Origin of the sequence: Pseudorhodobacter sp. E13, assembly GCF_003991405.1 — a bacterium.
GTDB lineage: Bacteria > Pseudomonadota > Alphaproteobacteria > Rhodobacterales > Rhodobacteraceae > Pseudorhodobacter.
Window position 1 is genome coordinate 176,123 of record NZ_RPEN01000156.1, and the last position, 23,818, is coordinate 199,940.

20 protein-coding genes are annotated in these 23,818 nt (G+C 61.8%); 6 read left to right on the forward strand and 14 right to left on the reverse strand.

Translation table 11 applies throughout. The features are described 5' to 3' along the window. Positions 1–96 precede the first annotated feature (96 nt). Positions 97–1,134 carry a zinc-dependent alcohol dehydrogenase family protein gene (locus tag EGN72_RS11725; protein WP_127047983.1) on the forward strand — a complete coding sequence of 346 codons (1,038 nt, stop codon included), beginning with the start codon at positions 97–99 and terminating at the stop codon, positions 1,132–1,134. An 18-nt stretch (positions 1,135–1,152) separates the two neighbouring features. Here EGN72_RS11725 and EGN72_RS11730 read toward each other — a convergent pair whose 3' ends face one another. Continuing rightward, a complete protein-coding gene (locus EGN72_RS11730; protein ID WP_127047769.1) occupies positions 1,153–2,004 on the reverse strand; it encodes a LysR family transcriptional regulator in 852 nt (283 codons plus the stop codon). A 155-nt stretch (positions 2,005–2,159) separates the two neighbouring features. Between EGN72_RS11730 and EGN72_RS11735 the strand changes: the two genes are divergently transcribed. From EGN72_RS11735 to EGN72_RS11755, 5 genes are all read left to right on the forward strand, one after another. Continuing rightward, positions 2,160–4,598: an FAD-dependent oxidoreductase gene (locus EGN72_RS11735; RefSeq protein WP_127047771.1), complete on the forward strand. Its 2,439-nt coding sequence runs from the start codon at positions 2,160–2,162 to the stop codon at positions 4,596–4,598. 69 nt (positions 4,599–4,667) lie between these two features. Then, the gene (locus EGN72_RS11740) at positions 4,668–7,106 is read left to right on the forward strand and encodes an FAD-dependent oxidoreductase (RefSeq protein WP_127047773.1); all 2,439 of its coding nucleotides are present in this window, start codon (positions 4,668–4,670) and stop codon (positions 7,104–7,106) included. Between the two features lie 69 nt (positions 7,107–7,175). Further along, positions 7,176–8,735 (forward strand): trimethylamine methyltransferase family protein, encoded by a 1,560-nt coding sequence (locus EGN72_RS11745; protein ID WP_127047774.1) that lies wholly within the window; start codon positions 7,176–7,178, stop codon positions 8,733–8,735. A gap of 7 nt (positions 8,736–8,742) precedes the next feature. Next, positions 8,743–10,173: an aldehyde dehydrogenase family protein gene (locus tag EGN72_RS11750; RefSeq protein WP_127047776.1), complete on the forward strand. Its 1,431-nt coding sequence runs from the start codon at positions 8,743–8,745 to the stop codon at positions 10,171–10,173. Next, the gene (locus tag EGN72_RS11755; RefSeq protein WP_127047778.1) at positions 10,170–11,072 is read left to right on the forward strand and encodes an NAD(P)-dependent oxidoreductase; all 903 of its coding nucleotides are present in this window, start codon (positions 10,170–10,172) and stop codon (positions 11,070–11,072) included. Before EGN72_RS11750 ends, EGN72_RS11755 begins: the two co-directional genes overlap by 4 nt. A 34-nt stretch (positions 11,073–11,106) precedes the next feature. On the opposite strand, the gene EGN72_RS11760 is transcribed toward EGN72_RS11755, so the two are convergent. From EGN72_RS11760 to EGN72_RS11820, 13 genes are all read right to left on the reverse strand, one after another. After that, entirely contained in the window at positions 11,107–11,760 is a 654-nt protein-coding gene (locus EGN72_RS11760) for an SDR family oxidoreductase (protein ID WP_127047780.1), read from the reverse strand. A 70-nt stretch (positions 11,761–11,830) separates the two neighbouring features. Beyond that, positions 11,831–12,193, reverse strand: coding sequence for an iron chaperone (locus tag EGN72_RS11765; protein ID WP_127047781.1), 363 nt, complete (start codon positions 12,191–12,193; stop codon positions 11,831–11,833). After that, the gene (gene purF, locus EGN72_RS11770) at positions 12,190–13,653 is read right to left on the reverse strand and encodes an amidophosphoribosyltransferase (RefSeq protein WP_127047783.1); all 1,464 of its coding nucleotides are present in this window, start codon (positions 13,651–13,653) and stop codon (positions 12,190–12,192) included. The genes EGN72_RS11765 and purF overlap by 4 nt, the downstream gene beginning before the upstream one ends. Positions 13,654–13,740: 87 nt before the next feature. Further along, positions 13,741–14,343, reverse strand: a complete 603-nt coding sequence (locus EGN72_RS11775) for a CvpA family protein (RefSeq protein WP_127047785.1) — start codon at positions 14,341–14,343, stop codon at positions 13,741–13,743. Positions 14,344–14,364: 21 nt separating this feature from the next. Then, complete coding sequence (gene radA, locus EGN72_RS11780) at positions 14,365–15,723, reverse strand: DNA repair protein RadA (RefSeq protein ID WP_127047787.1); 1,359 nt, start codon at positions 15,721–15,723, stop codon at positions 14,365–14,367. 53 nt (positions 15,724–15,776) lie between these two features. Then, positions 15,777–16,211, reverse strand: a complete 435-nt coding sequence (locus tag EGN72_RS11785; protein ID WP_233587121.1) for a paraquat-inducible protein A — start codon at positions 16,209–16,211, stop codon at positions 15,777–15,779. 66 nt (positions 16,212–16,277) lie between these two features. After that, positions 16,278–17,066: a DNA repair protein gene (locus EGN72_RS11790; protein WP_127047789.1), complete on the reverse strand. Its 789-nt coding sequence runs from the start codon at positions 17,064–17,066 to the stop codon at positions 16,278–16,280. A gap of 173 nt (positions 17,067–17,239) precedes the next feature. Further along, positions 17,240–17,614 (reverse strand): hypothetical protein, encoded by a 375-nt coding sequence (locus EGN72_RS11795; protein WP_127047791.1) that lies wholly within the window; start codon positions 17,612–17,614, stop codon positions 17,240–17,242. 199 nt (positions 17,615–17,813) lie between these two features. Continuing rightward, the gene (gene alr, locus EGN72_RS11800; protein WP_127047793.1) at positions 17,814–18,869 is read right to left on the reverse strand and encodes an alanine racemase; all 1,056 of its coding nucleotides are present in this window, start codon (positions 18,867–18,869) and stop codon (positions 17,814–17,816) included. A 286-nt stretch (positions 18,870–19,155) separates the two neighbouring features. Continuing rightward, the gene (locus EGN72_RS11805; RefSeq protein ID WP_127047795.1) at positions 19,156–20,646 is read right to left on the reverse strand and encodes a replicative DNA helicase; all 1,491 of its coding nucleotides are present in this window, start codon (positions 20,644–20,646) and stop codon (positions 19,156–19,158) included. 260 nt (positions 20,647–20,906) lie between these two features. Next, positions 20,907–21,584: an orotate phosphoribosyltransferase gene (locus tag EGN72_RS11810; RefSeq protein WP_127047797.1), complete on the reverse strand. Its 678-nt coding sequence runs from the start codon at positions 21,582–21,584 to the stop codon at positions 20,907–20,909. Positions 21,585–21,689: 105 nt separating this feature from the next. Further along, positions 21,690–22,730, reverse strand: a complete 1,041-nt coding sequence (pyrC, locus tag EGN72_RS11815; protein ID WP_127047799.1) for a dihydroorotase — start codon at positions 22,728–22,730, stop codon at positions 21,690–21,692. A 105-nt stretch (positions 22,731–22,835) separates the two neighbouring features. Beyond that, on the reverse strand, positions 22,836–23,780 hold the full coding sequence (locus EGN72_RS11820) for a phosphoadenosine phosphosulfate reductase (RefSeq protein WP_127047801.1): 945 nt from the start codon (positions 23,778–23,780) through the stop codon (positions 22,836–22,838). Positions 23,781–23,818: the final 38 nt, after the last annotated feature.

The window sequence follows — 23,818 nt, forward strand, 5'->3', positions numbered from 1 at the left end:
CCGCGCACAATCCACGGCCGCCCTGACCCGGATTGAAGGCTTGACCTTTGCCCCGCTTTGCCACTCATCTGGGGCAAGGAAATGGGGGATACCACGATGCGCGCAGCGGTTTTACGAAGCTATAATGCCGACCTGAGCCTTGAGACGGTGCCGGACCCGACCTGTGAGGCCGATGGCGTTGTGCTGAAGGTTCTGGCCTGCGGTGTGTGCCGGTCTGACTGGCATGGCTGGGTGGGCGAGCATCCGCGCGTGAAACCGGGGCAGATTCAGGGCCATGAATATTGCGGCGAGGTGGTCGAGGCGGGGCCTTTGGCGAAATGGAAGCAGGGGGATCGCTTGGTCGCGCCCTTTATCCTTGCGTGCGGGGCCTGCCCGGACTGCCAGTCGGGGCATCAGAACATTTGCAAAAGCCAACGTTTGCCGGGGTTTGTGGAACCCGGCGCCTTTGCCGAATATGTCTCGGTGCCCTTTGCGCATAACCTTGCGCGCTTGCCGGAAGCGCTGTCCCCGGTGGTGGCGGCGGGCTTGGGCTGTCGGGTCACGACCGCGTGGCATGCGCTGACGGGGCGGGCCGCGGTGCAGGCGGGCGAGTGGGTCGCGGTGCATGGCACCGGGGGGATTGGCCTGTCGGTGTTGTTGCTGGCGAGGGCCTTGGGCGCGCGGGTGATCGTGGTGGATGTGGTGCCCGAAAAGCTGACCCATGCGCTGGGACTGGGGGCCGAAGCGGCGATTGACGCGCGGCAGGGGGATGTGGCCGCGCGGATTGTCGAGATCACGGGCGGTGGCGCGCAGGTCAGCATAGAGGCGCTGGGGATCGAGGCGACGACCAATGCCTCGATCGAGTGTTTGCGCCCGCTGGGGCGGCATGTGCAGGTGGGGATGCCGGTGGGCCACACGGCCCATATGCAGATCAACATGAATGCGGTTTACATGAAAAATCTGGCTCTGTTTGGCACGCGCGGCATGCCAAGCTGGCGCTACCCTTCGCTGTTGGAGATGATCACGCGGGGGGCGGTGGATATGTCGCCCCTGATCGCGCGCGAGGTGGCCTTGTCGGATGCCTCGGCCGAATTGCGGGCCTTCAATGGGCCAACCCCGCCGGGGGTTGCCGTGATTTCGAATTTTCTGGGCTAGGGGGCCAATTAGGCGCGGTCAGGTCGATTTGAAGCTTTGCTGCACCACGCGCAGCAAGTGGCGGTGCAGCTTTGAGGTGCGGTTGCGCAGATGGGTCGCGGCATGCACGGGTTGCGAGATGATGGGCGCATCCTTGACGGCGCGAAAGCGGCCTGTGGCCATCAGATCGTCGGCCACCACATCCAGCAGATAGGCAGCCCCCCCCATTTTGCCCAGCAAGCCCGCAATCGTGGCACTTTGCCCCGCTGCGACCGGCGCGCCTTGCAGTTCGGGCAAGGCGGCGCGGTGGGTGGCATCAAAGGCGGGGGCGAAATTGGCGCGGATATAGGTCTTTGGGTTCAGCTCTTTGCGCCTGTCGGTTTCCGAGGAGATCAGCTTGTATTTGCATTCGCCCAGCGTGGTGAAATTCAGATCGGGCGAAGGGTGGGGGGTGAACATCACCGCGAAATCCGACACGCCAGAGGCCAGATCGCGGCACATCTGGGCCGAGAAATCGGGTTCCACATAGAAGGCGCAATCGGGCAGATGGGTTTGAAACCCGACCATCCAATCGGCCAGATGGTTGGGGGCAAGGTCAGATTGGATGCCCAGCCGGATATTGATCACGGCTTCGCCCGCAGGGGTGACGGAATGGCGGGCCTCGGCCCATGTATGGCGCAAAAGCCGGGCATGGGGGGCGAACTTCAGCCCTTCGGTTGTCAGTTCCGTGCCCGCGCGCGAGCGGGTGAACAGCCGCACACCAAGCGCTGCCTCCAGCGCCGCGATGCGGCCCGAAACGGTGGATTGGGTTAACCCCTGACGCTCTGCCGTGCGGTTGAAGCTGTGGGTTTCCACAAGGTCGAGGAAGGTTTCGATCTGCTCGGGGTGCATGGCGCGTTCCTAATCGGATTTTACGATTAATAAGCCCGGATATGACGAATTGAAAGGCTTTGGATTCGGGTGGATAGTCACGCAGACACCTGCGCTGGCAGCCGATGGCGGTTGCCTCCGGCGGGGATATTTTCGAATAGATGAAGGGTGGGGCCATGGCTGATTTTCCAACGAGCGCGCGGGTGGTGATCATTGGCGGCGGGGCGGTTGGCGCCTCGTGCCTGTATCATCTGGCCAAGGCGGGTTGGACGGATTGCGTGCTGCTGGAAAAGAATGAGTTGACGGCAGGCTCTACCTGGCATGCGGCGGGGAATGTGCCCACGTTTTCAAGCTCTTGGTCGATCATGAACATGCAGCGCTATTCGGCGGAACTGTATCGCGGTTTGGGCGCCGAAGTGGATTACCCGATGAATTACCATGTCACCGGATCGGTGCGCTTGGGCCATACGGCAGAGCGGCTGGACGAGTTCAAGCGCGTGGCGGGCATGGGGCGCTATCAGGGGATGGATCTTGAGGTTCTGGCCCCTGAGGAGATCAAGGCGCGCTATCCTTTTCTTGAGACGCATGATCTGAGCGGGGCGCTGTATGATCCGAATGACGGTGATATTGATCCGGCGCAATTGACGCAGGCTTTGGCCAAGGGCGCGCGCAATATGGGCGCGCGGATTGAGCGGTTCTGCCCGGTGACAGCGGTGCGGCGCGAGGCGGATGAATGGGTTGTTGTGACCGAGAAGGGCGAGATCCGCTGCACCTATGTGGTCAATGCAGCGGGATATTACGCGCGCGAGGTTGGGCGGATGTTTGGCCGCGAGGTGCCGATGATGGTGATGAGCCATCAGTATATGCTGTTCGATACGGTGCCAGAGGTGGCGGAGTATAGCGCGCAGACAGGGGGCAAGTTGCCGCTGCTGCGCGATGTCGACAGCAGTTATTATCTGCGGCAGGAGAAGAACGGGTTTAACCTTGGCCCCTATGAGGGCAATTGCCGCGCGCATTGGATCAGCAAGGATGATCCTTTCCCCGCCGATTTCAGTTTCCAGCTTTTCCCCGATGATCTGGAGCGGCTGGAATGGCATATTGAGGATGCGATGGCGCGGGTGCCGCTGTTGGGCACGGCGCCGCTGACCAAGGTGATCAACGGGCCCATCCCCTATACGCCCGATGGCAACCCGCTGATCGGGCCGATGCCGGGGGTTCCGAATGCGTTTGAGGCCTGTGTGTTCACCTTTGGCATTTGTCAGGCCGGGGGCGCGGGCAAGGTCTTGGCGGAATGGGTGACAGAGGGCGCGACCGAGTGGGATATGTGGTCTTGTGACCCGCGCCGCTTTACCGGGTTTGAGGGCGAAGACTATTGCATTGCCAAGGGGATGGAGGTCTATGGCCATGAATATGGCATGCATTTCCCGCATTTCGCCTGGCCTGCGGGGCGCGACCAGAAGCTGAGCGCGGTGCATGATCGCGTGGCGGGGATGGGCGCGCAATTCGGGGCCTATAACGGTTGGGAGCGCGCGAATTGGTATGCACGCGCGGGCGATGACACATCGGCCGAGGGCTGCCAGACATGGAAGCGCGAAGGCGCGTGGTTTGGAGCGGTGAAGGCCGAATGCGAGGCGGTGCGCGATGCGGCGGGAATTCTGGACCTGCCGGGCTTTTCGCGTTTTCGGGTTTCGGGCAAAGGCGTGATTGATTGGCTGAGCGCGCAGATCACCGGGCGGGTGCCGAAGGTGGGGCGTGTGGGGCTGGCGTATTTTGCCGATGAAAAGGGCCGGATTGTCACCGAGATGTCGGTGGCGCGGGTGGCGGAGGAGGAGGTGATGCTGATCACTGCCGCCACGGCGCAGGCACATGACCGGGAGCTGTTGCTTTCGACTCTGCCGCATGGGCTTCATCTGCGCGATGAAACCGACGACTGGTCCTGCCAGATTTTGACTGGGCCCAACAGCCGCGCGATTTTGGCGGCGGTCTGTGGTGCGGATTTGAGCCAGCCGTGGCTGAGTTGGCAAAAAGCGGTGATTGCCGGGGCTGAAGTGGTGTTGATGCGGGTGTCCTTTGCGGGGGAATTGGGCTGGGAGGTGCATTCGCGCCGCGCCGAAACGCCTGCCGTGTGGGATGCGCTGATCGCCGCCGGGCAGGGCCATGGCTTGCGGCCCTTTGGCATGTTCGCGCTGAATTCCTTGCGGATCGAAAAGGGTTATCGCGCGTGGAAGGGCGATTTGTCGACCGATTATACGGTGCTGCAAGGCGGGTTGGAGCGGTTTATCGACTGGTCCCATGCGTTCCGCGGCAAGGCGGCTTTGGCGGCAGAAAAGCAGCGTGGGGTATCCAAGCAATTCGTAACGCTGAAAATCGAGGCGGGGGACTATGACCCGCCTTATATGTCGACGATCTGGCATGGCGATACGGTCGTGGGTGAGGTGACGAGCGGGTATTTTGGCCATCGCGTGGGGGCCTGCATTGGGCTTGGCATGTTGCGCAGCGATCTGAACGCGCCGGGGACCGTGTTGGAGGTGGAAATCTTTGGCACGCGGCACCGCGCGGTGGTGCAGGAAGATGCACCGCTGTGGGACCCGAAGAACGAGCGCATCCGTGCGTGACAAGGCTGGGGGGCTGTCTGCCCCCCAGACCCCCCGAGGATATTTTTGAATAGATGAATGGGTGAGGCGATGGCTGAGGTTCCAAAGACGGCGCGGGCGGTGATTATTGGCGGTGGGGTGTCTGGTTGCTCGGTCGCCTATCATCTGGCCAAGGCGGGTTGGACGGATATTGTGCTGTTGGAGCGCAAGCGGCTGACATCGGGCACCACTTGGCACGCGGCGGGGTTGATCGGGCAATTGCGCGGCAGTGCGAATATGACGCGTTTGGCGAAATATTCGGCGGATCTCTATGTGAAGCTGGAGGCGGAGACGGGCGTTGCGACGGGGATGCGGCAGGTGGGGTCAATCTCGGTCGCGTTGACGCAGGCGCGGCATGAGGAATTGCTGCGCCAAGCCACGGTGGCGCGGATTTTTGATGTGGATGTGGCGGAGGTTTCGCCGGCCGAGGTGAAGGCGATGTATCCGCATCTGAATGTGGGCGATGTGGTGGGGGCGGTGCATTTGCCGCTGGATGGGCAGTGCGACCCCGCCAATATCGCGATGGCGCTGGCCAAAGGCGCGCGGATGCGTGGGGCCAAGGTGTTGGAAGGCGTCAAGGTGACGGGTGTGACGCGGGCTGCGGGGCGCGTCACGGGTGTGGATTATGTGGTGGAAGGCGAACCGGGGCATATTGCCGCCGATGTGGTCATCAACTGTGGTGGCATGTGGGGGCGTGATCTGGCGGAGGCCAGTGGCGTGACCTTGCCGCTGCATGCCTGCGAGCATTTCTATCTGATCACCGAGCCGATCGAGGGGTTGGGCCATTTGCCGGTGCTGCGGGTGCCGGATGAATGCGCCTATTACAAATCGGATGCGGGGAAGATGATGATCGGGGCCTTTGAGCCCAAGGCCAAGCCTTGGGGCATGGGCGGCATTCGTGAGGATTTCGAGTTCGACACGCTGCCGGAGGATTGGGACCATTTCCAGCCCATTCTGGAGGCGGCGATGGAGCGGATGCCTTTGTTCCAATCGGCGGGGATTCATACGTTTTTCAACGGGCCGGAGAGTTTTACGCCGGATGATCGCTATTATCTGGGCGAGGCGCCGGAACTGGGCGGCTATTGGGTGGCGGCGGGCTATAATTCGGTGGGCATTGCCGGATCGGGCGGCGCGGGCATGGCGCTGGCGCATTGGATCACCGAAGGCGAGCCGCCTTTTGATCTGTGGGAGGTGGATATTCGGCGCGCGCAGCCGTTCCAGCGCAACCGCAGCTATTTGAAGGAGCGGGTGTCGGAAACCTTGGGTCTGCTTTATGCCGATCACTTTCCTTACCGGCAGATGGCGACCTCTCGCGGGGTGCGCCGGTCGCCTTTGCATGAACATCTGAAGGCGCGGGGCGCGGTGTTTGGCGAAGTTGCGGGGTGGGAGCGGGCCAATTGGTTTGCGAACGAGGGTCAAGCGCGGGAATACCAGTATTCCTGGGGGCGGCAGAACTGGTTTGACAATGCCGCCGCCGAGCATAAGGCCGTGCGGACGGGTGTCGGGCTGTTCGACATGACCTCTTTCGGGAAGATCAGGGTGGAGGGGCGCGATGCCTGTGCCTTTTTGCAGCGGGTCTGTGCCAATGATGTCGATGTGCCTGCGGGGCGGATTGTCTATACCCAGATGCTCAATGCGCGGGGCGGGATTGAAAGCGATCTGACGGTGACGCGGTTGTCTGAGACCGCCTATTTTCTGGTGGTGCCGGGGGCGACCTTGCAGCGCGATCTGGCGTGGTTGCGGCGGCATCTGGGCGAGGCCTTTGCCGTGATCACCGATGTGACGGCGGGGGAGGCGGTGCTGTGCGTGATGGGGCCGAAAAGCCGCGAGCTGTTGCAGGCGGTATCCCCTGCCGATTTCAGCAATGCAGCGCATCCCTTTGGCACGGCACGGGACATCGAAATTGGCATGGGGTTGGCGCGGGCGCATCGCGTGACCTATGTGGGCGAGTTGGGGTGGGAGCTGTATATTTCCACCGACCAGGCGGCGCATGTGTTCGAGGCCTTGGAGGCGGCGGACAAGGGCATGACGTTATGCGGTTTGCATGTGCTGGATAGCTGCCGGATTGAAAAGGGTTATCGCCATTTCGGCCATGATATCACCGATGAGGATCATGTGCTGGAGGCGGGGCTTGGCTTTGCGGTGAAGACCGGCAAGGGCGATTTCATGGGCCGCGAGGCGGTGTTGCGCAAGCGGGAGGCCGGATTGGCGCGGCGGATGGTGCAGTTCAAGCTGCGCGATCCGGGGCCGCTGTTGTTCCATAATGAAGCGATTGTGCGCGATGGGCGGATTGTCGGGCCGATTACATCGGGCAATTACGGGCATCACTTGGGTGGGGCCATCGGGCTTGGCTATGTGCCTTGTGCGGGGGAGAGCGCCGAGCAAGTGCTGGCGTCCAGCTATGAGATCGAGGTGGCGGGCAAGCGCTTTGCGGCGGAGGCATCCTTGGTGCCGATGTATGATCCGAAATCCGAACGTGTGCGGATGTGACCGAAAGCAGGACCGGGGCTCTGCCCCGGACCCCGGGATATTTTTGAATAGATGAATGAGGGTGGCGGGATGGATGAGATTGGCGAGATGTGTGAGCCGGCGCGCGCACGATCTGGGCGGGCTGGGGGGCGGGCGAGCCGGGTGGCTTTGCGGGCGGCCCCTTTGGCGGATGATCTGCGGCCTGTGCGGCCGGGTTTGCCCGGCGGGCAATACAAGCCGCTGACCGAAGCCGGGGTGGCGCAGATTCATGAAAGCGCCTTGCAGGCGTTGGAGCAGATTGGTCTGAGCCAGGCTCCACCCTCGGGGGTTAAGCTGTTGACGGAAGCCGGGGCCATTCAGGGGGATGACGGGCGCATTCGGTTCCCGCGGGCTTTGGTGGAGGATATGCTGGCGGTGGCTGCGCGCAACATCACCTTGCACGCGCGCGACCCAAAGCATGACCTGCATTTGTCGGGGTCGAAGGTGCATTTCGGCACGGCGGGGGCGGCGGTGCATATTGTCGATCCGTTCACGCTGGACTATCGCGAGAGCACGGCGCAGGATTTGTATGATGCGGCGCGGCTGGTGGATAATCTTGATAACATTCACTTTTATCAGCGCACGATGGTTTGCCGGGATATCCCGGACAACCTCGATATGGATTTGAACACGCTTTATGGGTCTGTGTCGGGGACGCGGAAACATGTGGGCACCTCGTTCAGCGATCCGTCCCATGTCGCGCCTTGTTTCGATCTGCTTTACACGATTGCGGGGGGTGAGGAGAAATGGCTGGAGCGGCCCTTTGTGTCCAATTCCAACTGTTTTGTGGTGCCGCCGATGAAGTTCGCCGAGGAAAGCTGCATCGTGATGGAAGATTGTATCCGTCGCGGGATGCCGATGCTGTTGCTGAGCGCGGGGCAGGCGGGGGCGACCTCTCCGGCGCCGATTGCGCTGACGATTGTGCAGGCGGTGGCCGAATGTCTGGCGGGTGTGGTTTATGCCAATGCGATCAAGCCCGGTGCGCCTTGTGTCTTTGGCACCTGGCCCTTCGTGTCGGATTTGCGGACGGGGGCAATGTCGGGCGGGTCGGCGGAGCAGGCGCTGTTGACGGCGGGTTGCGCGCAGATGCATCGGTTTTATGACCTGCCCGGCGGGGCGGCGAGCGGGATTTCCGACAGCAAGTTGCCGGATATGCAGGCCGGATGGGAGCAGGGGATCACCAATTCGCTTGCTGGGCTTGCCGGGTTGAACATGTGTTATGAGGCAGTGGGGATGCATGCGTCTTTGCTGGGCTTTTGTCTGGAAAGCCTTGTGCTGGGTGATGATCTGTTGGGCCAGGCGATGCGGTTGGTGCGCGGGATTGATGTGACGTCCGACAGCACCAGTATCGACGCGATGAAAGAGGTGTGCTTGGGCGGGCCGGGGCATTACCTAGGCTCGGACCAGACGCTGAAGCTGATGCAGACCGAGTATATTTATCCGGTGGTGGGCAACCGGATGTCACCGAAGGAATGGAATGAGGCGGGCAAGCCTTTGCTTTTGGACAAGGCTTTGGCGCGCAAGAATGCCATCCTGGCGAAAGCCGGGCGGTTGATCGACCCGGAGTTGGATGCCATGATCCGCAGCAAATACAAGATCTATTTCCAGTGAGGATTCAATGATTTCTGACCATGCGTTGAGGTTCTACATTAACGGCCAATGGGTCCAGCCCTTGGGCGGCGCGCGCATGGCGGTTGAAAACCCGGCGACCGAGGAGGTGTTGGGCGAGATTGCGCTGGGGTCGGTGGCGGATACGGATCGTGCGGTGGCCGCGGCGCGGGCGGCGTTTGACGGATTTGCCCAGACCCCGGTGGCCGAGCGGATCGCGTTGTTGGAGCGGCTGTTGGCCGCCTATGACGCAAGGGCCGAGGATTTCGCGCAGGCCATGCGGTTGGAAATGGGGGCGCCGATCACTTGGGCGCGCGAGGCGCAGGTTTGGGCGGGGCAGGTGCATTTGCAAAGCACCATCGCCGCCGCCAAGGCCTTTGCCTGGGAGGAGGCGCGCGGCAGCACCCGGATCATCCGCGAGGGAATCGGGGTTTGTGCGCTGATCACGCCGTGGAACTGGCCGATGAACCAGATCGTGTGCAAGGTGGCCCCGGCGATTGCGGCGGGTTGTACCATGGTGTTGAAACCCTCTGAAATCGCGCCTTTGTCGGGCTTGCTCTGGGCCGAGGTTTGCGATGCCGCGGGCGTGCCTGCGGGGGTGTTCAACCTTGTGAATGGCACCGGGCCAGAGGTGGGCGCGCGGCTGTCCAGCCATCCGGAGGTGGATATGGTCAGCTTTACCGGGTCCACCCGCGCAGGTGTGCAGGTGGCGGCCAATGCCGCGCCTACGGTCAAGCGGGTGGCGCAGGAATTGGGCGGGAAATCGGCCAATATCATCCTGCCTTCGGCCGATCTGGCAGCGGCGGTGGCACAAGGGGTGGAGGCCTGCATGGGCAACACCGGGCAAAGCTGCGATGCGCCGACGCGCATGTTCATCCCGCGCGGGGCAGAGCTTGAAGCCTACCGCGCGGCGCAAGCGGCGGTGGCGGCGATGGTGATCGGGGATACGGGTGATGCGGGCGTGACGATGGGCCCGCTGGTCAGCCGTGCGCAATATGAAAAGGTGCAAGGCCTGATCGGGCAGGGGATTGCCGAAGGCGCGACGCTTGTAACGGGGGGCCTTGGGCGGCCAGAGGGCATGAACCGGGGCCATTATGCGCAGCCCACGGTATTTGGCGATGTGACGCCGGGCATGACCATCGCGCGAGAGGAAATCTTTGGCCCGGTGCTGGCGATCTTGTCTTATGACAGCGTCGATCAAGCGGTCGCGATGGCGAATGACACGGTTTACGGGCTGGCGGCCTATGTGCAAGGCGCGTTGCCCGAGGCCCGTGCGGTGGCGCGGCGCTTGCGGGCGGGGCAGGTGAATGTGAACGGCCCGGATTGGGATACATTCGCGCCGTTTGGGGGCTACAAGCAATCGGGGAACGGTCGTGAATATGCCGATTGGGGCATCCATGACTTTTGTGAGGTCAAGGCAATCGTGGGATACGGCGAATGACGCATTACGGCTATATCGGGCTTGGAAATCTGGGGGCAAATTGCGCGGCCTGTTTGCTGCGCGCGGGCATGCAGGTGACGGTGTTCGACCTGAACCCGAAACTGGCGGAGCGGTTGGTGGCGATGGGTGCCACGCTGGCCCCAAGCGCCGAGGCGCTGGCGGGCGCGGTGGATCATGTGATCACCTGTTTGCCCTCTCCCGCTGTGTCGGAACGGGTGTTGCGCAACATTTTGCCACAGATGAAACCGGGGGCGAGTTGGCTGGAAATGTCGACCCTTGGGCGCGAGGAAGTGCTGCGTTTGGGCGCGGTGGCGGCAGAGGCGGGCGTGCGGATGATGGAGCTGCCAGTCACGGGCGGCGTGCATCTGGCGGCACAAGGCAAGATCACCATGCTGGCCGGGGGCGACAAGGATTTGTATGATCTGCATCTGCCCGCGATGCAGGCGATGGGTGACCGGATTTTCCATATGGGGCCGCTGGGGTCATCCTCGATCATCAAGGTCATTACCAATATGCTGGCCTTCATTCACCTCAAGGCCACGAGCGAGGCGTTGATGCTGGCCAAGCGTGGGGGTTTGGACCTTGCGCAGGCGCATGCGGCGATCGCGGCCTCATCCGGCAATAGTTTTGTGCATGAAACCGAAGGTGCGCTGATCCTGAACGGGTCTTATGACATCGCGTTCAACATTGATCTGGCGTTGAAGGATCTGGGGTTTGCGCTGGGCTTTGGCAAGGAATTCGGGGTGCCGCTGGATTTGGCGAGCATGACCAACCAGACTTATATCGCGGCAAAAGCGGCCTATGGCGGCGAGGCGCAATCGCCGATGATCGCCAAGCTGCTGGAGGATTTGCTGGGCACCGACCTGCGCGCCGAAGGCTTTCCGGCGCGGCTGGAGTAACGGCCCAGAGCGTCGCACCGAACAGACAGGCGCGTCAGAGGCCCGACAGAATGCGCAGCGCCTCATCACGCGGGGCGCTGAGGGGCGCGCGATCTTCGCCGGGGAAAAACCGCGCGCGGGTGGCGGTGGGCATCGGCGCGGGCTGCGCAATCACGACCTTTGGTCCGGTTTTCACGGTTTCTGCGGCCCATGACTGCGCCAGCGCGATCTGTCCGGTTTTCGTCGCGCCATAAGCGCCAAAGAATTTCTCGCCCGTGTGGGGGTCGTCCAGAAACAGGGCGGTTCCGCCGGGGCGGGCGCGCAGCAAGGGTTCCACCATCGGGATCAGCGTGCCAGTGGCGCGCAGGTTGATGGCGACCGATTTGTCCCAATCCTTCACGTCGATATGGCCCGCCGGGGCCAAGGGGGCGGCGTGGATGGCTGCGTGGACCCAAAGGTCAACCCCGCCCCAGCGATCAAAAACCGAGCGGCACAGGTGGCGCATGGCATCATCATTGGTGATATCCATCGGTGCCAATGTCAGCCCGCCGGGGGCATCTGCGGCCTTGGCGCGGTCGTCCACCTCTTCCAGCCCGCCGGTGGTGCGCGCCACGGCGACCACATGCCAGCCCTGCAATGCCAGTTCTTCGGCCATGGCCGCGCCAAGGCCACGCGACGCACCTGTCACGAGCGCGATTTTCTGGGTCATGCGAAGGCTCCTTCGGGCTGTATTGCGCCCCTTGGGTATTTTAGCAGCAGCAAAAGGGCAAGGGGCATGCTTATTTTGCCGCAGGCTTTGCCAACTCCCTTTGCCGCGCCCGGATGATCTGTTCGATCAATGCCGGGGGCAGCGGGCTATCCGGGGTAAACAGCACCCCGGACCTGGAGGTTTTGAACGGCGCGCAGTTGATCTGCGGAATGATGCTGCCGGAATGAGGGTAAAGCCCAAGGTGGTGTTTGAAGGCGGCATAGCCCACAACCATCTTGCCCGCCTTGCCCGGTGCCCGAAAACCCGGCATCGCATAGGACATACATTCGATATGGTCTGGCAGCAAAGCAGCAATCTCGGCCCGCAGGGTCAAGGCCGCATCACGAAAGGCAGGGAGCAGGGCCGCGATATAGGCAGCTACCTCTGCGCTCATTCAGCGGCTTTCATTTCAAAGCCTTTTTCGATCATATCCGATGGCGCGACCGGATATTCACCCGAGAAACAGGCATCGCAATATTGCGGGGATTTGTTGTCGCGGCCTTTGGCCACGCCCGCAGCCCGGTAAAGCCCGTCAAGCGAAACGAATTTGAGGCTGTCGACCCCGATCCAGTCGCGCATCTCTTCCTCTGACATGGTCGCGGCAAGGAGTTTGGAGCGTTCAGGTGTATCGACGCCGTAAAAGCAGGGCCAAGCGGTGGGCGGCGAGGCGATGCGGAAATGCACCTCGGCGGCGCCTGCGTCCAAAATCATATCCTTGATCTTGCGCGAGGTGGTGCCACGCACCACGGAATCGTCAACCAGAATGACCCGTTTGCCTTTGATCAGCGCACGGTTGACGTTCAGCTTCAGGCGCACGCCCATGTTGCGGATTTGCTCTGTCGGCTCAATGAAGGTGCGGCCCATATACTGGTTGCGGATGATGCCCATCGCATAGGGGATGCCGCTTTCCTGGCTGTAGCCGATGGCCGCAGGGGTGCCGCTATCGGGCACCGGGCAGACCAGATCAGCCTCCACCGGGGCTTCGCGGGCCAGTTCCACGCCGATCTGGCGGCGGGTTTCATAGACAGAGCGGCCGCCGAGGATGGAATCAGGGCGGCTGAAATAGACATGCTCAAAGATGCAGCCGCGCGATTTCATGCGGCGGAAGGGGAAGTGGCTTTGCACCCCGTCCTTTTCCGAAATCACGACCATTTCGCCGGGTTCAATCTCGCGCACGAATTCCGCGCCGATGATATCCAGCGCGCAGGTTTCCGACGACAGCGCCCAGCCATCCCCCAGCTTGCCCAGCACCAAGGGCCGCACGCCCAGCGGGTCACGCACGCCCATCAGCTTGGTGCGGGTCATCGCCACGATGGAAAACGCGCCTTCGACTTTGCGCAGCGCCTCTTCCATGCGGTCGGGGATATTGCGCCCCATCGACCGCGCCATCAGGTGAATGATACATTCGCTGTCAGATGAGGATTGGAAAATCGACCCGCGTTCGATCAATTCGCGGCGCAGGGCGGTGGCATTGGTGATATTGCCGTTATGGGCAATCGCCGAGCCGCCCATCGAGAACTCGCCAAAGAAGGGCTGCACATCGCGGATGGCCGTGGCCCCTTTGGACCCGGCGGTGGAATAGCGCACATGGCCGATGCCGATGGTGCCGGGCAGGGTGGCCATCACATCGGCTTTGGTGAAATTGTCGCGCACATAGCCAAAGCGGCGGGCGGAACAAAAGCCGGCCTCTGCCTCATAGGTGACAATGCCGCCAGCCTCTTGCCCGCGATGTTGCAGCGCATGCAGGCCAAGGGCTACGAAGCTGGACGCATCCGCCATCCCGATCACACCGAAAACACCGCATTCTTCATGCAACTTATCGTGGTCGAACGGGTGAGCGAGGAAGGGGCGCATTGGCAGGCTCCGAATCCGAGGGGCGTTTAATGCCCCCCGTTTAGTCTCTCTGGCGCGGCGTGTCACGCCATGATCGCGTGATTGCGATCAGTTGCCGGCTGCCGGGGCAGCGGGTTCTGCTGTCACAGGCGTTGCCGGGGCGGCGCAGCTGCTGGTCAGCGTTTCATAGCGGGCTACGATCCAGCCCGGCGCATCCGATGGGATGGTATCGTCGATATTGGTCTGGAACGAGGCGAACACCTTGGCCGAGCGGGAGTTATCCACCATCGGGATCGTGTTGGCCGCAACTGCGCGGTCATAAACGATGAAGGCCACCGCCACCAAAAGCACGCCGCGCACCACGCCGAACAAAAAGCCCAGGCCCTGATCCAGCCCGCCAAGGATGGAGCGTTGCACCATCGACGACAGCAGCGGCGAAAACAGCGCCGCGATCACCAGACCAACGGCAAAGACTGCCGCAAAGGCCGCGATGATCGACAACTCGCAGCTATCGGTCAGGAATTTGCCAACCACGGGCAGTTCCTTGACCAAAGGTTGCGCCTTGGCGGCAAACACATAGGCCAGCACCGCAGCCCCGGCCCAGCCTGCGATTGCCAGCGATTCGCGCACCAGCCCCCGGGAATAGGCGAGCACCGCCGACAACACGATGACGAGTGCGACCACACCGTCGATCAGGGTAAAGCCTTCCATAGCAGTCTCCCTTGGGGCTTGTTAACCAGCCCCGAACATTTCGCCCACGAACGCCGTCAGGTCGGGCATCTGGCGCACGGCCATACCCTCCACCCCGGCCATTTTGGACCGGGACGGCGCGATTGCCTGTGTGAAACCAAGTTTCATCGCTTCTTTCAACCGATTTTCGGTCTGCGCGACGGGACGTAAGGCCCCAGACAGGCTGATTTCTCCGAAAAGCACCATATCTGGCGGAATTGCAACATCCTCACGCGCGGAAAGCAGGGCCGCAGCGACGGCCAGATCGGCGGCGGGTTCGGAAACGCGCATCCCGCCCGCCACGTTCAGATAAACATCAAGCCCCGCAAAGGGGATGCCGCAGCGCGCCTCCAGCACGGCCAGAATCGTCGAAAGCCTACCGGAATCGAGGCCGACAACCGTGCGGCGCGGGGTGCCAAGCGGCGACGGCGACACCAGCGCCTGAATCTCGGTCAGCACCGGGCGCGTGCCTTCAATTCCGGCAAAGACGGCGGAACCGGGGGCGGGTTTGTCACGGTCGGACAGGAACAGCGCCGAAGGGTTGGTGACTTGGGACAGCCCGTCACCTGTCATTTCAAACACACCGATTTCCGCCGCCGGGCCAAAGCGGTTTTTCACCGCGCGCAGGATGCGGAAATGGTGGCCGCGCTCCCCTTCGAAATAAAGCACGGTATCAACCATATGTTCCACCACGCGGGGGCCTGCGATCTGGCCGTCCTTGGTGACATGGCCAACCAGAATGATCGCCACGCCGCGTTTCTTGGCGAATGTCACCAGCTCATGCGCGGCCGAGCGGACCTGAGAGACAGAGCCGGGCGCGCTTTCCACCGTATCCAGCCACATGGTCTGAATGGAATCGATGATGGCAAGGCCGGGGCGTTCGGCGTCCAGCGTGGTCAGGATATCGCGCAGATTGGTTTCGGCCCCCAGAAACACCGGCGCATCGGCAAGGCCAAGCCGCTGGGCGCGCATCTGCACCTGTGCGGTGGCTTCCTCGCCCGAGATATACATCGACTTCACGCCATTGCGGGCAAAAGCGGCGGCGGCTTGCAACAGCAGGGTGGATTTGCCGATGCCGGGATCGCCGCCGACAAGGATGGCCGAAGCCTCGACCAAACCGCCGCCCAGCACGCGGTCCAACTCCTCCATTCCCGAAGTGGCGCGGGGGGGCGGGTCGGCTTGGGTGGCCAGATCGGTCAGCGCGATCACGCGGCCTTTGCCGCCCAGCGATTTCGGGCCTGCCGAAAGCGGCGCTTCTTCGATCACGGAATTCCATGCGCCACAGGAGTCGCAGCGCCCGGCCCATTTCTTATGGGCAGCGCCGCAGGAGGTGCAGGTAAAGGCGGGGGCGTTTTTTGCCATGGCTCTTGATGCAATGCCGCGCGCGGGGGTGCAAGCGCTTTGCGGGGCAGCGCTTAGCGTTTTGTGCCCAGAATGGAAATGGCAAGCGAGGCCAGCACGCATCCGGTAAAGAGGTATAGCCCCCAAGCGGTTTCCACACGGGCCAGCCCGATGCCTTTGACCAGAATGATGTAAAGCGCGATCAGGAAGATATCGGCCATCGCCAGTTTGCCAAGGATATGCAGCGCCGGGGCCACGCGGGGCGAAAGCAGGCGGAACTGCATCAGGGCCAGCCCGATGGTTTTCAGATAGGGGGCGAAAATGGCAAAGACTGTGACCAGCAGCGCCAAGGCCACATCCTTTTCCCACAGCGCTTGCAGCCCAGAGATGACCGAGATTTCCGACAGATCAAAAAACGGCAACAACCCCGCCCGCATCAAAGGCGCGAACCATGACAGCGGGAACAATACCAGCAGCGACAGATTGGCCGCGATCAAGAAATAACGCACTGTTCCGGCCTTTGTCCCGCACCCTTTGGCGCGAAACTGTGGCGGCTTTGGGGATAGGTCAAGCCTTTATTGCTTTTGCGGCCCGTGGCTTGGGTGGGTGGGCTGCTTTGGCAAGGTCACGATATTGGCCTCGCGCATATCGTCCACATCATAGCCGAGCATGGGCAGAATTTCCCGCAGATCATTTTCCAGCGCGCGCAGGCCTTTGGTGTTTTCACGCTCGCCCGCCTCGATATCCGACATCCAGCGCCGCAATTCATCACAGGTGGTGCGGGCCAGCGACAGGCGTTCTTGCAGGATGGTGACTTCCTCTTGCCGTTGCTTGAGGAAGGTCTTGGCGCGGTTGACGCGTTCGTCGGAATAAATGCGCGCCAGATCGCGCGACTCGCGGCTCATCTGTGCGGCGATTTCCAGCAGTTCGGGTTCCATATGCGACAAATCGGGGTGTTTGCGCAGATATTCCATGCGTTTGCGCATTTCGTCGAATTCCGACGACAGCGCAAAGACCGAGCGGCGGTCGGCGTTATGCACCACCTCATAGGCGTGGCGCACATCTTCCATCGAAATCTGAAACGACCGGTGCGAGCGTTCCAGCCGCGACATCCGGGTGTTTGCAGGCAGGAAAAAACAGATCATCAGCAAAAGCGCGGTCAGGCCGATTTGCGCATACATCCCCGCCTCGGGGATATATTGCCCGCCCCAACGCAGCGACAGTTCCGGCCAAGGCAGCAGGCCAAAGGCGGCGGCGATGGTGGCGGCGGTCAGCGCAACCGTTCCGCCGATGATCGCCATATGGCTGACCACCTGCATCGCGCGTTGCAATGGGTGCAGCACTGAAGCCAGCTGTTGAAACATGAAAATACCCCCCCGGGCGTAACTCTTAACCTCTACCCCAGACTAATTTATATTTAAAATCAACGGGGAATTTTAAATCCAAGGGCCCCGTGACAGCAATAACGTGAATGTCTGCTGCATTGTTTCGGCAATGGAAACGCAATTCGCGCAGGGGTTGTTTTTTGGCCTGTCTGTCAGAGATAGCTTAAAGGCGTCAGCGTGGCCCAAAGCGCCAGCCAAAGGTTCAGGCACGCAGCGATTCCCAGATCGGCGCTGCGCCGGATGGTTGCCTCTCGCCGCATCCGCCACAGCAGGATCACGGCGGATAGCAGGCACAGGGTGGCGCCGATGAACAGGGTTTGCGTGTAGGGAAAGGCATAGCTGCCGCGCAATTGGCCCAAGCCGCTGGGCATGATGGCCAAGGCCCCGGTCAGCGCCAGCAAGGTCAGCGCCAAGGCCCGGTGCCGCCCGGCCCCCAGCCCGACAACCGCCGCCCAGGCCAAAAGCAAGACGCAAGCAATGCCTGAGGCGATGAACCAAAGCGTCACCGCATGCCCTGCTGCCATCATCGCGCTGTCTCCCTTTGCGTGTCGTGGCTGTGCGCTTTTGGGTGCTGCGCCTGCCTGTCGGTTGATACAGACGATTTGGGGTTGGCTTTCGGCGAAGGTCAAGCGGTTCGCGATGCAGCGGCGCGGCTTGGCGGCGATCTGGGATGAAATTGACTCACCCCGGCGGACAAAGCTGCGGGCTGCGCGGGCTAGGATGGCGTTATGCCCGGCCCGTGCCTTCGATATAGCGGCGCATATAGCGCGCGCCCAGGCCGGTCAGGATTTCATAGCCGATGGTGTCGCCCGCTGCGGCCAGATCATCAATGGATTGATGCGGACCAAGGATATCCAGCTTGCGCGGGGCCTGTTCCAGATGCGAGACATCAACCGTGATCAGATCCATCGAAACGCGGCCAACGATGGGGCAGGGCACATCGCCTGCCCATAGCACGGCGCGGTTGCTCAGGCTGCGCAACAGCCCATCGGCATAGCCGCCTGAAACGGTGGCGATTTGGCTGGGCGCTTCGGCAACCCAGGTGCAGCCATAGCCCACAATCTCGCCAATCGCCAAATCCCGCAACTGGATCACCGGAAGCGACAGGGCGACCGTGGGTGTCGCCTCCTCAAAGGGGAGGCCGCCGTAAAGGCCAATGCCGGGGCGGGTCAGATCAAAGTGATAGTCGCGCCCAAGCAGAATGCCGCCGGTCGCGGCCAGCGAGCGGGGCACATCGGTGCCATCGGTCAAGGCGTGAAATTCGGCAAGCTGGGCGGCGTTCATCTCATGCGCGGGGTCATCTGCGCAGGCCAGATGGCTCATCAACAGCTCGGGGCCTGCCTCCAGCACGAAGGACGCGACGGCCTCCCATTCGGCGGCTTCCATGCCAAGACGGTTCATCCCGCTATCAAGCTGGATGCCGAAAGGATGGCCGGGCAGGGCCTCAAGGTGGCGGGTGATCTGTTCGACCGAATTGAGCATTGGCGTCAGGTCAAGGTCGTTGATCATATCGGTGTCGCCCGCCATATGGCCGGAGAAAACCGAGATTTGCGGCCCCGCGCCCAGGGCTTGCCGCACGGCGGCCCCTTCTTCGGCGCAGGCCACAAAGAAGCGCCGCGCGCCTGCCTGGGCCAAGGCCCGCGCAACGCGGCCCGCGCCCAGCCCGTAGGCATTGGCCTTGACCACCGCTGCCGTCTGGCAATCGGGGGCGGACAAACGATCCAGCGCGCGCCAGTTGGCGGCGATTGCGTCGAGGTCGATGGAAAGGGTTGCTGTGGCCATGGCGTTGTTTTCACCGAGTGATGCGGCAGGTCAAGCGAAAAAGGCGAAAGCGGCAGGGAGGAGCCGCGCTAGGGGGCATTGAGCCCCCCACGCGCGGCATTGCCATGGTTGTGTGGCAGGGGGGCAATTGTTCTGGTCCTTGGCGCCTGCGATGCTGTGAATGCCTCCGGCGGATGTATTTGGGCCAAGATGATGCTGTAGCAGCCAAAACCGGGATCGGCTTGGTGGTGGCAACGCCGCACGAAGGGGTCTCAATGGCCCCTTTGGGCGGCACCTGCCTGACGGGTCAATAGCCGGTGTCGCTGCCCTCTTGCCAGGCTTTGACGAGGTTGCCGAAGCGGGTGAAGCGGCCTTCGAAGCTGAGTTCCACCGTGCCGATCGGGCCGTGGCGTTGTTTGCCGATGATGACTTCGGCCTTGCCATGCACGCTTTCCATTACCGATTGCCATTGCGCCATTTTTTCCAGCTCATGGTCGCCGGGCTTTTCGCGTTCCTTGTAATATTCATCGCGGTAAACGAACATGACCACATCGGCGTCCTGTTCGATCGAGCCGGATTCGCGCAGGTCGCTGAGCTGCGGGCGTTTGTCTTCGCGGCTTTCGACCTGACGCGACAGCTGGGACAAGGCGATCACCGGGATGTTGAGTTCCTTGGCAATCGCTTTCAGCCCTTGGGTGATTTCCGAGACTTCCTGCACCCGGCTTTCCTTGGACGAGCCTTTGAGCAGTTGCAGATAGTCGATGATCAGCACATCCAGCCCATGCGTCCGTTTCAGGCGCCGCGCGCGGGCTGCGACCTGTGAGATTGGCAAGGCTGGGGTGTCGTCGATATAGAGCGGGCAGGCCTCCAAGCTTTTTGCTGCCTCTACGAAGCGGCGGAATTCCTGTTCGGTCATATCGCCGCGGCGGATCTGCTCTGAGGGCACTTCGGAGGCTTCTGACAAGATCCGCGCCGCCAGTTGTTCGGCGCTCATTTCCAGCGAGTAAAAGCCGACAACGCCGCCTTCCACCGCGCCTTCGCCGCCATCCGGCAAGCGCCCGCGCCGATAGGCTTTGGCGACATTGAAGGCGATATTGGTGGCCAGCGAGGTTTTGCCCATCGAGGGGCGACCTGCGAGGATCAGCAAATCCGACGGGTGCAAACCACCCAGTTTCTTGTCCAGATCAATCAGCCCGGTGGAAATGCCCGCAAGGCCGCCATCACGCTGATAGGCGGCGTTGGCGCTGTTCACCGCTTCGGTCACAGCCTTGAGGAAGCTTTGGAAGCCGCGTTCGGCCACGCCTTGTTCCCCCAGCTTGTAAAGCCGTTGTTCAGCCTCGATGATCTGTTCTTTCGGCTCGGAGGCCACCTCGACCTTGGCCGCTTTGGCCGCAATATCACGGCCCAAACCGATCAACTCTCGCCGCACCGCAAGATCATAGAGCATCTGGGCATAATCACGCGCGGCATAGGACGAAATCGCGGCCCCCGCCAGACGCGCCAGATAAGACGGGCCGCCCAGTTCCTTCAGGCCTTCGTCATCTTCCAGAAACGCCTTCAGCGTGACGGGCGAGGCCAAAGCGTTCTTTTGAATGCGCGCGGCGGCGATTTCAAAGATGCGGCTGTGGACGGGATCATAGAAATGCTCGGCCTTCACCAGACTGGAAATCCGGTCATAGACATCGTTATTGGTCAGGATCGCGCCAAGGAGCTGCTGTTCCGCCTCGATATTATGCGGCAGCGATTCCGCCTCGACCTGCGCCGGAAGCGTTTGTTTGATCGGTGCGACCTCGTTCATTCCTCAACCCTCATCTGTCCCGCTCCGGCCCCTGCGCCAGATGCCCCCGTCTACGCCAAAACCCCTGTTGCAGGAAACCCCGGCGTCCCGGTGGATAACATCGGGCAGAACCCTGTGGATAAGGCGCGACGCTGTGGCGTGCGAGCCAAACCCTACCACATCTTGTGGCAAATCAAAGGCTGTTTGCCCAGATCGACGATTCTTTGCTGCTCTATCCCCAAATCCCCCAGGGAAAAATATCTGGGGATGAATTGCGGAAATTATCCTTTGCGTGCGTCCTGCCAGGCGCGAGGTGCGTTCAGGAAGCTTTCCACCTCGGTCAGAGTGGCCGCATCAAAGGCACCGCTGGCTTTCGCCTCGGCCAGAACATCCCACCATGTGCAAAGGTGGTGCAAAGCCACGCCATGATCAGCCAGTTTCTGCGTCGTGTCGGGGAAAATCCCGTAATAGAAAATCACCGCCGTATGCGCGCAGGTCGCCCCGGTTTCGCGGATCGCATCGACGAAGGATAGTTTGGAGCCGCCATCGGTGGTCAAATCCTCCACCAGCAAGACGCGCTGGCCTTCGGTCATCACGCCTTCAATGCGTGCGTTGCGGCCATAGCCCTTTGGCTTCTTGCGCACATAGGTCATCGGCAGCGCCATCCGTTCGGCCACCAAAGCGCCGAAGGGAATGCCCGCCGTCTCTCCGCCTGCGATATTGTCGAAAGCCTCAAAGCCCGCGTTGCGCATGACGGTGACGGTAAGAAAATCCATCAGGGTCGACCGGATGCGCGGATAGGAGATCAGCTTGCGGCAATCAATATAGGTCGGGCTGGGCAGGCCGGAGGCCAGCGTGAAAGGTTCGGCGGCATTGAAATGCACAGCCTTGATTTCCAGCAACATCCGTGCGGTCAGCCGGGCGATTTCCTCGGCGGAAGGAAAGCTTGAGGGGATCATGAGGTTGGTCCTTTCTGCTTCATCTATTTGGTAAATATCCCCGCCGGAGGCTCCCGCAACTGGCCATGGATGCCTCCGGCGGGGATATTTAGAAACAGATGAACATCAGCTTTCGACATGCCAGTGCACGGGAAAGCCGGGGTTGAAGACGGTGACGGGGCCTGCTTCGGTCAGGATCTTGTCTGGCCATTGCGCAGGCGCGCCTTTGGTGAGGGTAAGCGTGGCCTCATTCACGGGGAGGCGGTAGAAGGCGGGGCCGTTGCGCGAGGCAAAGGCCTCCAGCTTGTCCAGCGCGCCGTCTTCTTCAAAGACATGGGCGAGCAAGGGCATGGTATTGGTGGCGGTAAAACAGCCCGCGCAGCCGCAGGCATGTTCTTTCAGCGCGTCCACATGCGGGGCGGAATCGGTGCCAAGAAAGAACCGCGCCGCCCCGGATGTGGCCGCTTCGCGCAGGGCCAGCCGGTGCTGTTCGCGCTTGGCCACCGGCAAGCAGTAGTAATGCGGTTTGATGCCACCTGCGAGGATGTGGTTGCGGTTGATGATCAGGTGATGGGTGGTGATTGTGGCGGCCAGATCATCGCCGCCGCTTTGGGCATAGGCGACGCCTTGTCCGGTGGTGATATGTTCCATCACAACGCGCAAACCGGGGATCGCGCGGCGCAGCGGGTCCAGCACTGTATCAATGAACACCGCTTCGCGGTCAAAGATATCAACCTCGGGCGTTGTCACCTCGCCATGCACGCAAAGCGGCAGGCCAATCTCGGCCATTTTTTCCAGCACGCCGCGCACTTTGTCAAAATCGCGCACGCCGCCGTGGGAATTGGTGGTGGCCCCGGCGGGGTAGAGTTTTACCGCCTTCACCAAGCCCGAGGCCGCTGCGGCGGCGACATCTTGCGGGTCGGTGTCTTCGGTCAGGTAAAGCGTCATCAGCGGCTCAAACCGCATGCCTTTGGGCAGCGCTGCCATGATGCGGGCGTGATAGGCCTGCGCATCGGCATGGGTGACGACGGGTGGCACCAGATTGGGCATGATGATCGCGCGGGCGAAATGGCGGGCGGTTTCAGGCAGCACCCCTTTGAGCATCGCGCCATCGCGCAGATGCAGGTGCCAATCATCGGGGCGGGGAAGCGTGAGGCTCTGTGTCATGGCGAAAAGCGCTAGCCTATCCGCCGCGCGTTTTCCAGTCTCAAAAACTGGCAAGGCGGTGAAAATACGGCCTGCGGGTGCTGTCGGGCCTTGGCCGCGCGTGGATCAAGATTTGTCCAGCGTGCCCGATTGCTCCAGCTTTTCCAGATGGCTGCGAAAGCCAGGTGCGCGCAGCCGGTTGGTGACAGAGCGGCAGATCATCGCTTCGCGTTTGGGATGCCCTGCCTTGGCGCAGGCCCGCAGGATCCAGCGCAGATAATTGCCAAAGCTGCGCCGCTCGCGCCAAAGTTTGTTGTAGAAGGGCGCGGATAACTTGCCGTCACAGACCGCTTTCACCAATTTCGGCAACACCCCCATGTCGGACAGGGCGGTGACCAGATGGTCGCCCAGAAACCGGGCCTTCAGGTGGGTGGCAAAGGACTTGCGGAACAGCGCCACATGCATCGCATCCAGCTTGTTATAGGGGTCATGCAGGGTGAACACTTCGGCAGCGCCTTCGGTCATATCGGGGGCATAGCCATAACGGTCGGTGAAATTCAGGCGACGCGAGGCGGTATAACGCGTTTCCCAGCCTGCAATCTCTGGGTCCAGCGAGGCGCGCGGTTGTAGCGCCAGAACCGTGCAGCCCGGCGCGGTGACGGAAAAGGCCGCCGCCGCATAGCCGCCCATGCCAGCGCCATAAAACACCACACGGTCGTAATCGTCGAAAAAGCTTTCGTCCACCAACCGGTCGAGAAAGGCATAAACGGCCTTGTCCCGATACCATGTGTCGCCCTCGCTGATCAGGCTCAGATGTGACCAGCCGTTTTGCGTGGCTTGGCCAAAGATATGCGGCATCTTGCCCGGTTCCAGCGCGCGAATATCCTCCAGCCGGTCGAAGCTGATCACCAGCGTCGGGCCATCTTCATTGAACACGGCCCAGTGGCTTTTGCCCAAGGGTTCAAAAAACCCCGAGTCATTGCCCATGTTTTCCAGCAAAGACAGCCAGCCCGCCCGATCCATCATCGCAGGCGTCTCGGTCTGGGTCGTCGTTTCAATCTGGTCTGTCATTTCAAGTGCCGCCAATCGTGAATCTTGGACATGGGTTC

What these genes read in the sequence shown, in the direction of transcription:
- EGN72_RS11725 (WP_127047983.1), top strand. Translation starts at nt 97, where the DNA reads ATGCGCGCAGCGGTTTTACGAAGCTATAATGCCGACCTGAGCCTTGAG.
- EGN72_RS11730 (WP_127047769.1), bottom strand. Translation starts at nt 2,004, where the DNA reads ATGCACCCCGAGCAGATCGAAACCTTCCTCGACCTTGTGGAAACCCAC.
- EGN72_RS11735 (WP_127047771.1), top strand. Translation starts at nt 2,160, where the DNA reads ATGGCTGATTTTCCAACGAGCGCGCGGGTGGTGATCATTGGCGGCGGG.
- EGN72_RS11740 (WP_127047773.1), top strand. Translation starts at nt 4,668, where the DNA reads ATGGCTGAGGTTCCAAAGACGGCGCGGGCGGTGATTATTGGCGGTGGG.
- EGN72_RS11745 (WP_127047774.1), top strand. Translation starts at nt 7,176, where the DNA reads ATGGATGAGATTGGCGAGATGTGTGAGCCGGCGCGCGCACGATCTGGG.
- EGN72_RS11750 (WP_127047776.1), top strand. Translation starts at nt 8,743, where the DNA reads ATGATTTCTGACCATGCGTTGAGGTTCTACATTAACGGCCAATGGGTC.
- EGN72_RS11755 (WP_127047778.1), top strand. Translation starts at nt 10,170, where the DNA reads ATGACGCATTACGGCTATATCGGGCTTGGAAATCTGGGGGCAAATTGC.
- EGN72_RS11760 (WP_127047780.1), bottom strand. Translation starts at nt 11,760, where the DNA reads ATGACCCAGAAAATCGCGCTCGTGACAGGTGCGTCGCGTGGCCTTGGC.
- EGN72_RS11765 (WP_127047781.1), bottom strand. Translation starts at nt 12,193, where the DNA reads ATGAGCGCAGAGGTAGCTGCCTATATCGCGGCCCTGCTCCCTGCCTTT.
- purF (WP_127047783.1), bottom strand. Translation starts at nt 13,653, where the DNA reads ATGCGCCCCTTCCTCGCTCACCCGTTCGACCACGATAAGTTGCATGAA.
- EGN72_RS11775 (WP_127047785.1), bottom strand. Translation starts at nt 14,343, where the DNA reads ATGGAAGGCTTTACCCTGATCGACGGTGTGGTCGCACTCGTCATCGTG.
- radA (WP_127047787.1), bottom strand. Translation starts at nt 15,723, where the DNA reads ATGGCAAAAAACGCCCCCGCCTTTACCTGCACCTCCTGCGGCGCTGCC.
- EGN72_RS11790 (WP_127047789.1), bottom strand. Translation starts at nt 17,066, where the DNA reads ATGTTTCAACAGCTGGCTTCAGTGCTGCACCCATTGCAACGCGCGATG.
- EGN72_RS11795 (WP_127047791.1), bottom strand. Translation starts at nt 17,614, where the DNA reads ATGATGGCAGCAGGGCATGCGGTGACGCTTTGGTTCATCGCCTCAGGC.
- alr (WP_127047793.1), bottom strand. Translation starts at nt 18,869, where the DNA reads ATGGCCACAGCAACCCTTTCCATCGACCTCGACGCAATCGCCGCCAAC.
- EGN72_RS11805 (WP_127047795.1), bottom strand. Translation starts at nt 20,646, where the DNA reads ATGAACGAGGTCGCACCGATCAAACAAACGCTTCCGGCGCAGGTCGAG.
- EGN72_RS11810 (WP_127047797.1), bottom strand. Translation starts at nt 21,584, where the DNA reads ATGATCCCCTCAAGCTTTCCTTCCGCCGAGGAAATCGCCCGGCTGACC.
- pyrC (WP_127047799.1), bottom strand. Translation starts at nt 22,730, where the DNA reads ATGACACAGAGCCTCACGCTTCCCCGCCCCGATGATTGGCACCTGCAT.
- EGN72_RS11820 (WP_127047801.1), bottom strand. Translation starts at nt 23,780, where the DNA reads ATGACAGACCAGATTGAAACGACGACCCAGACCGAGACGCCTGCGATG.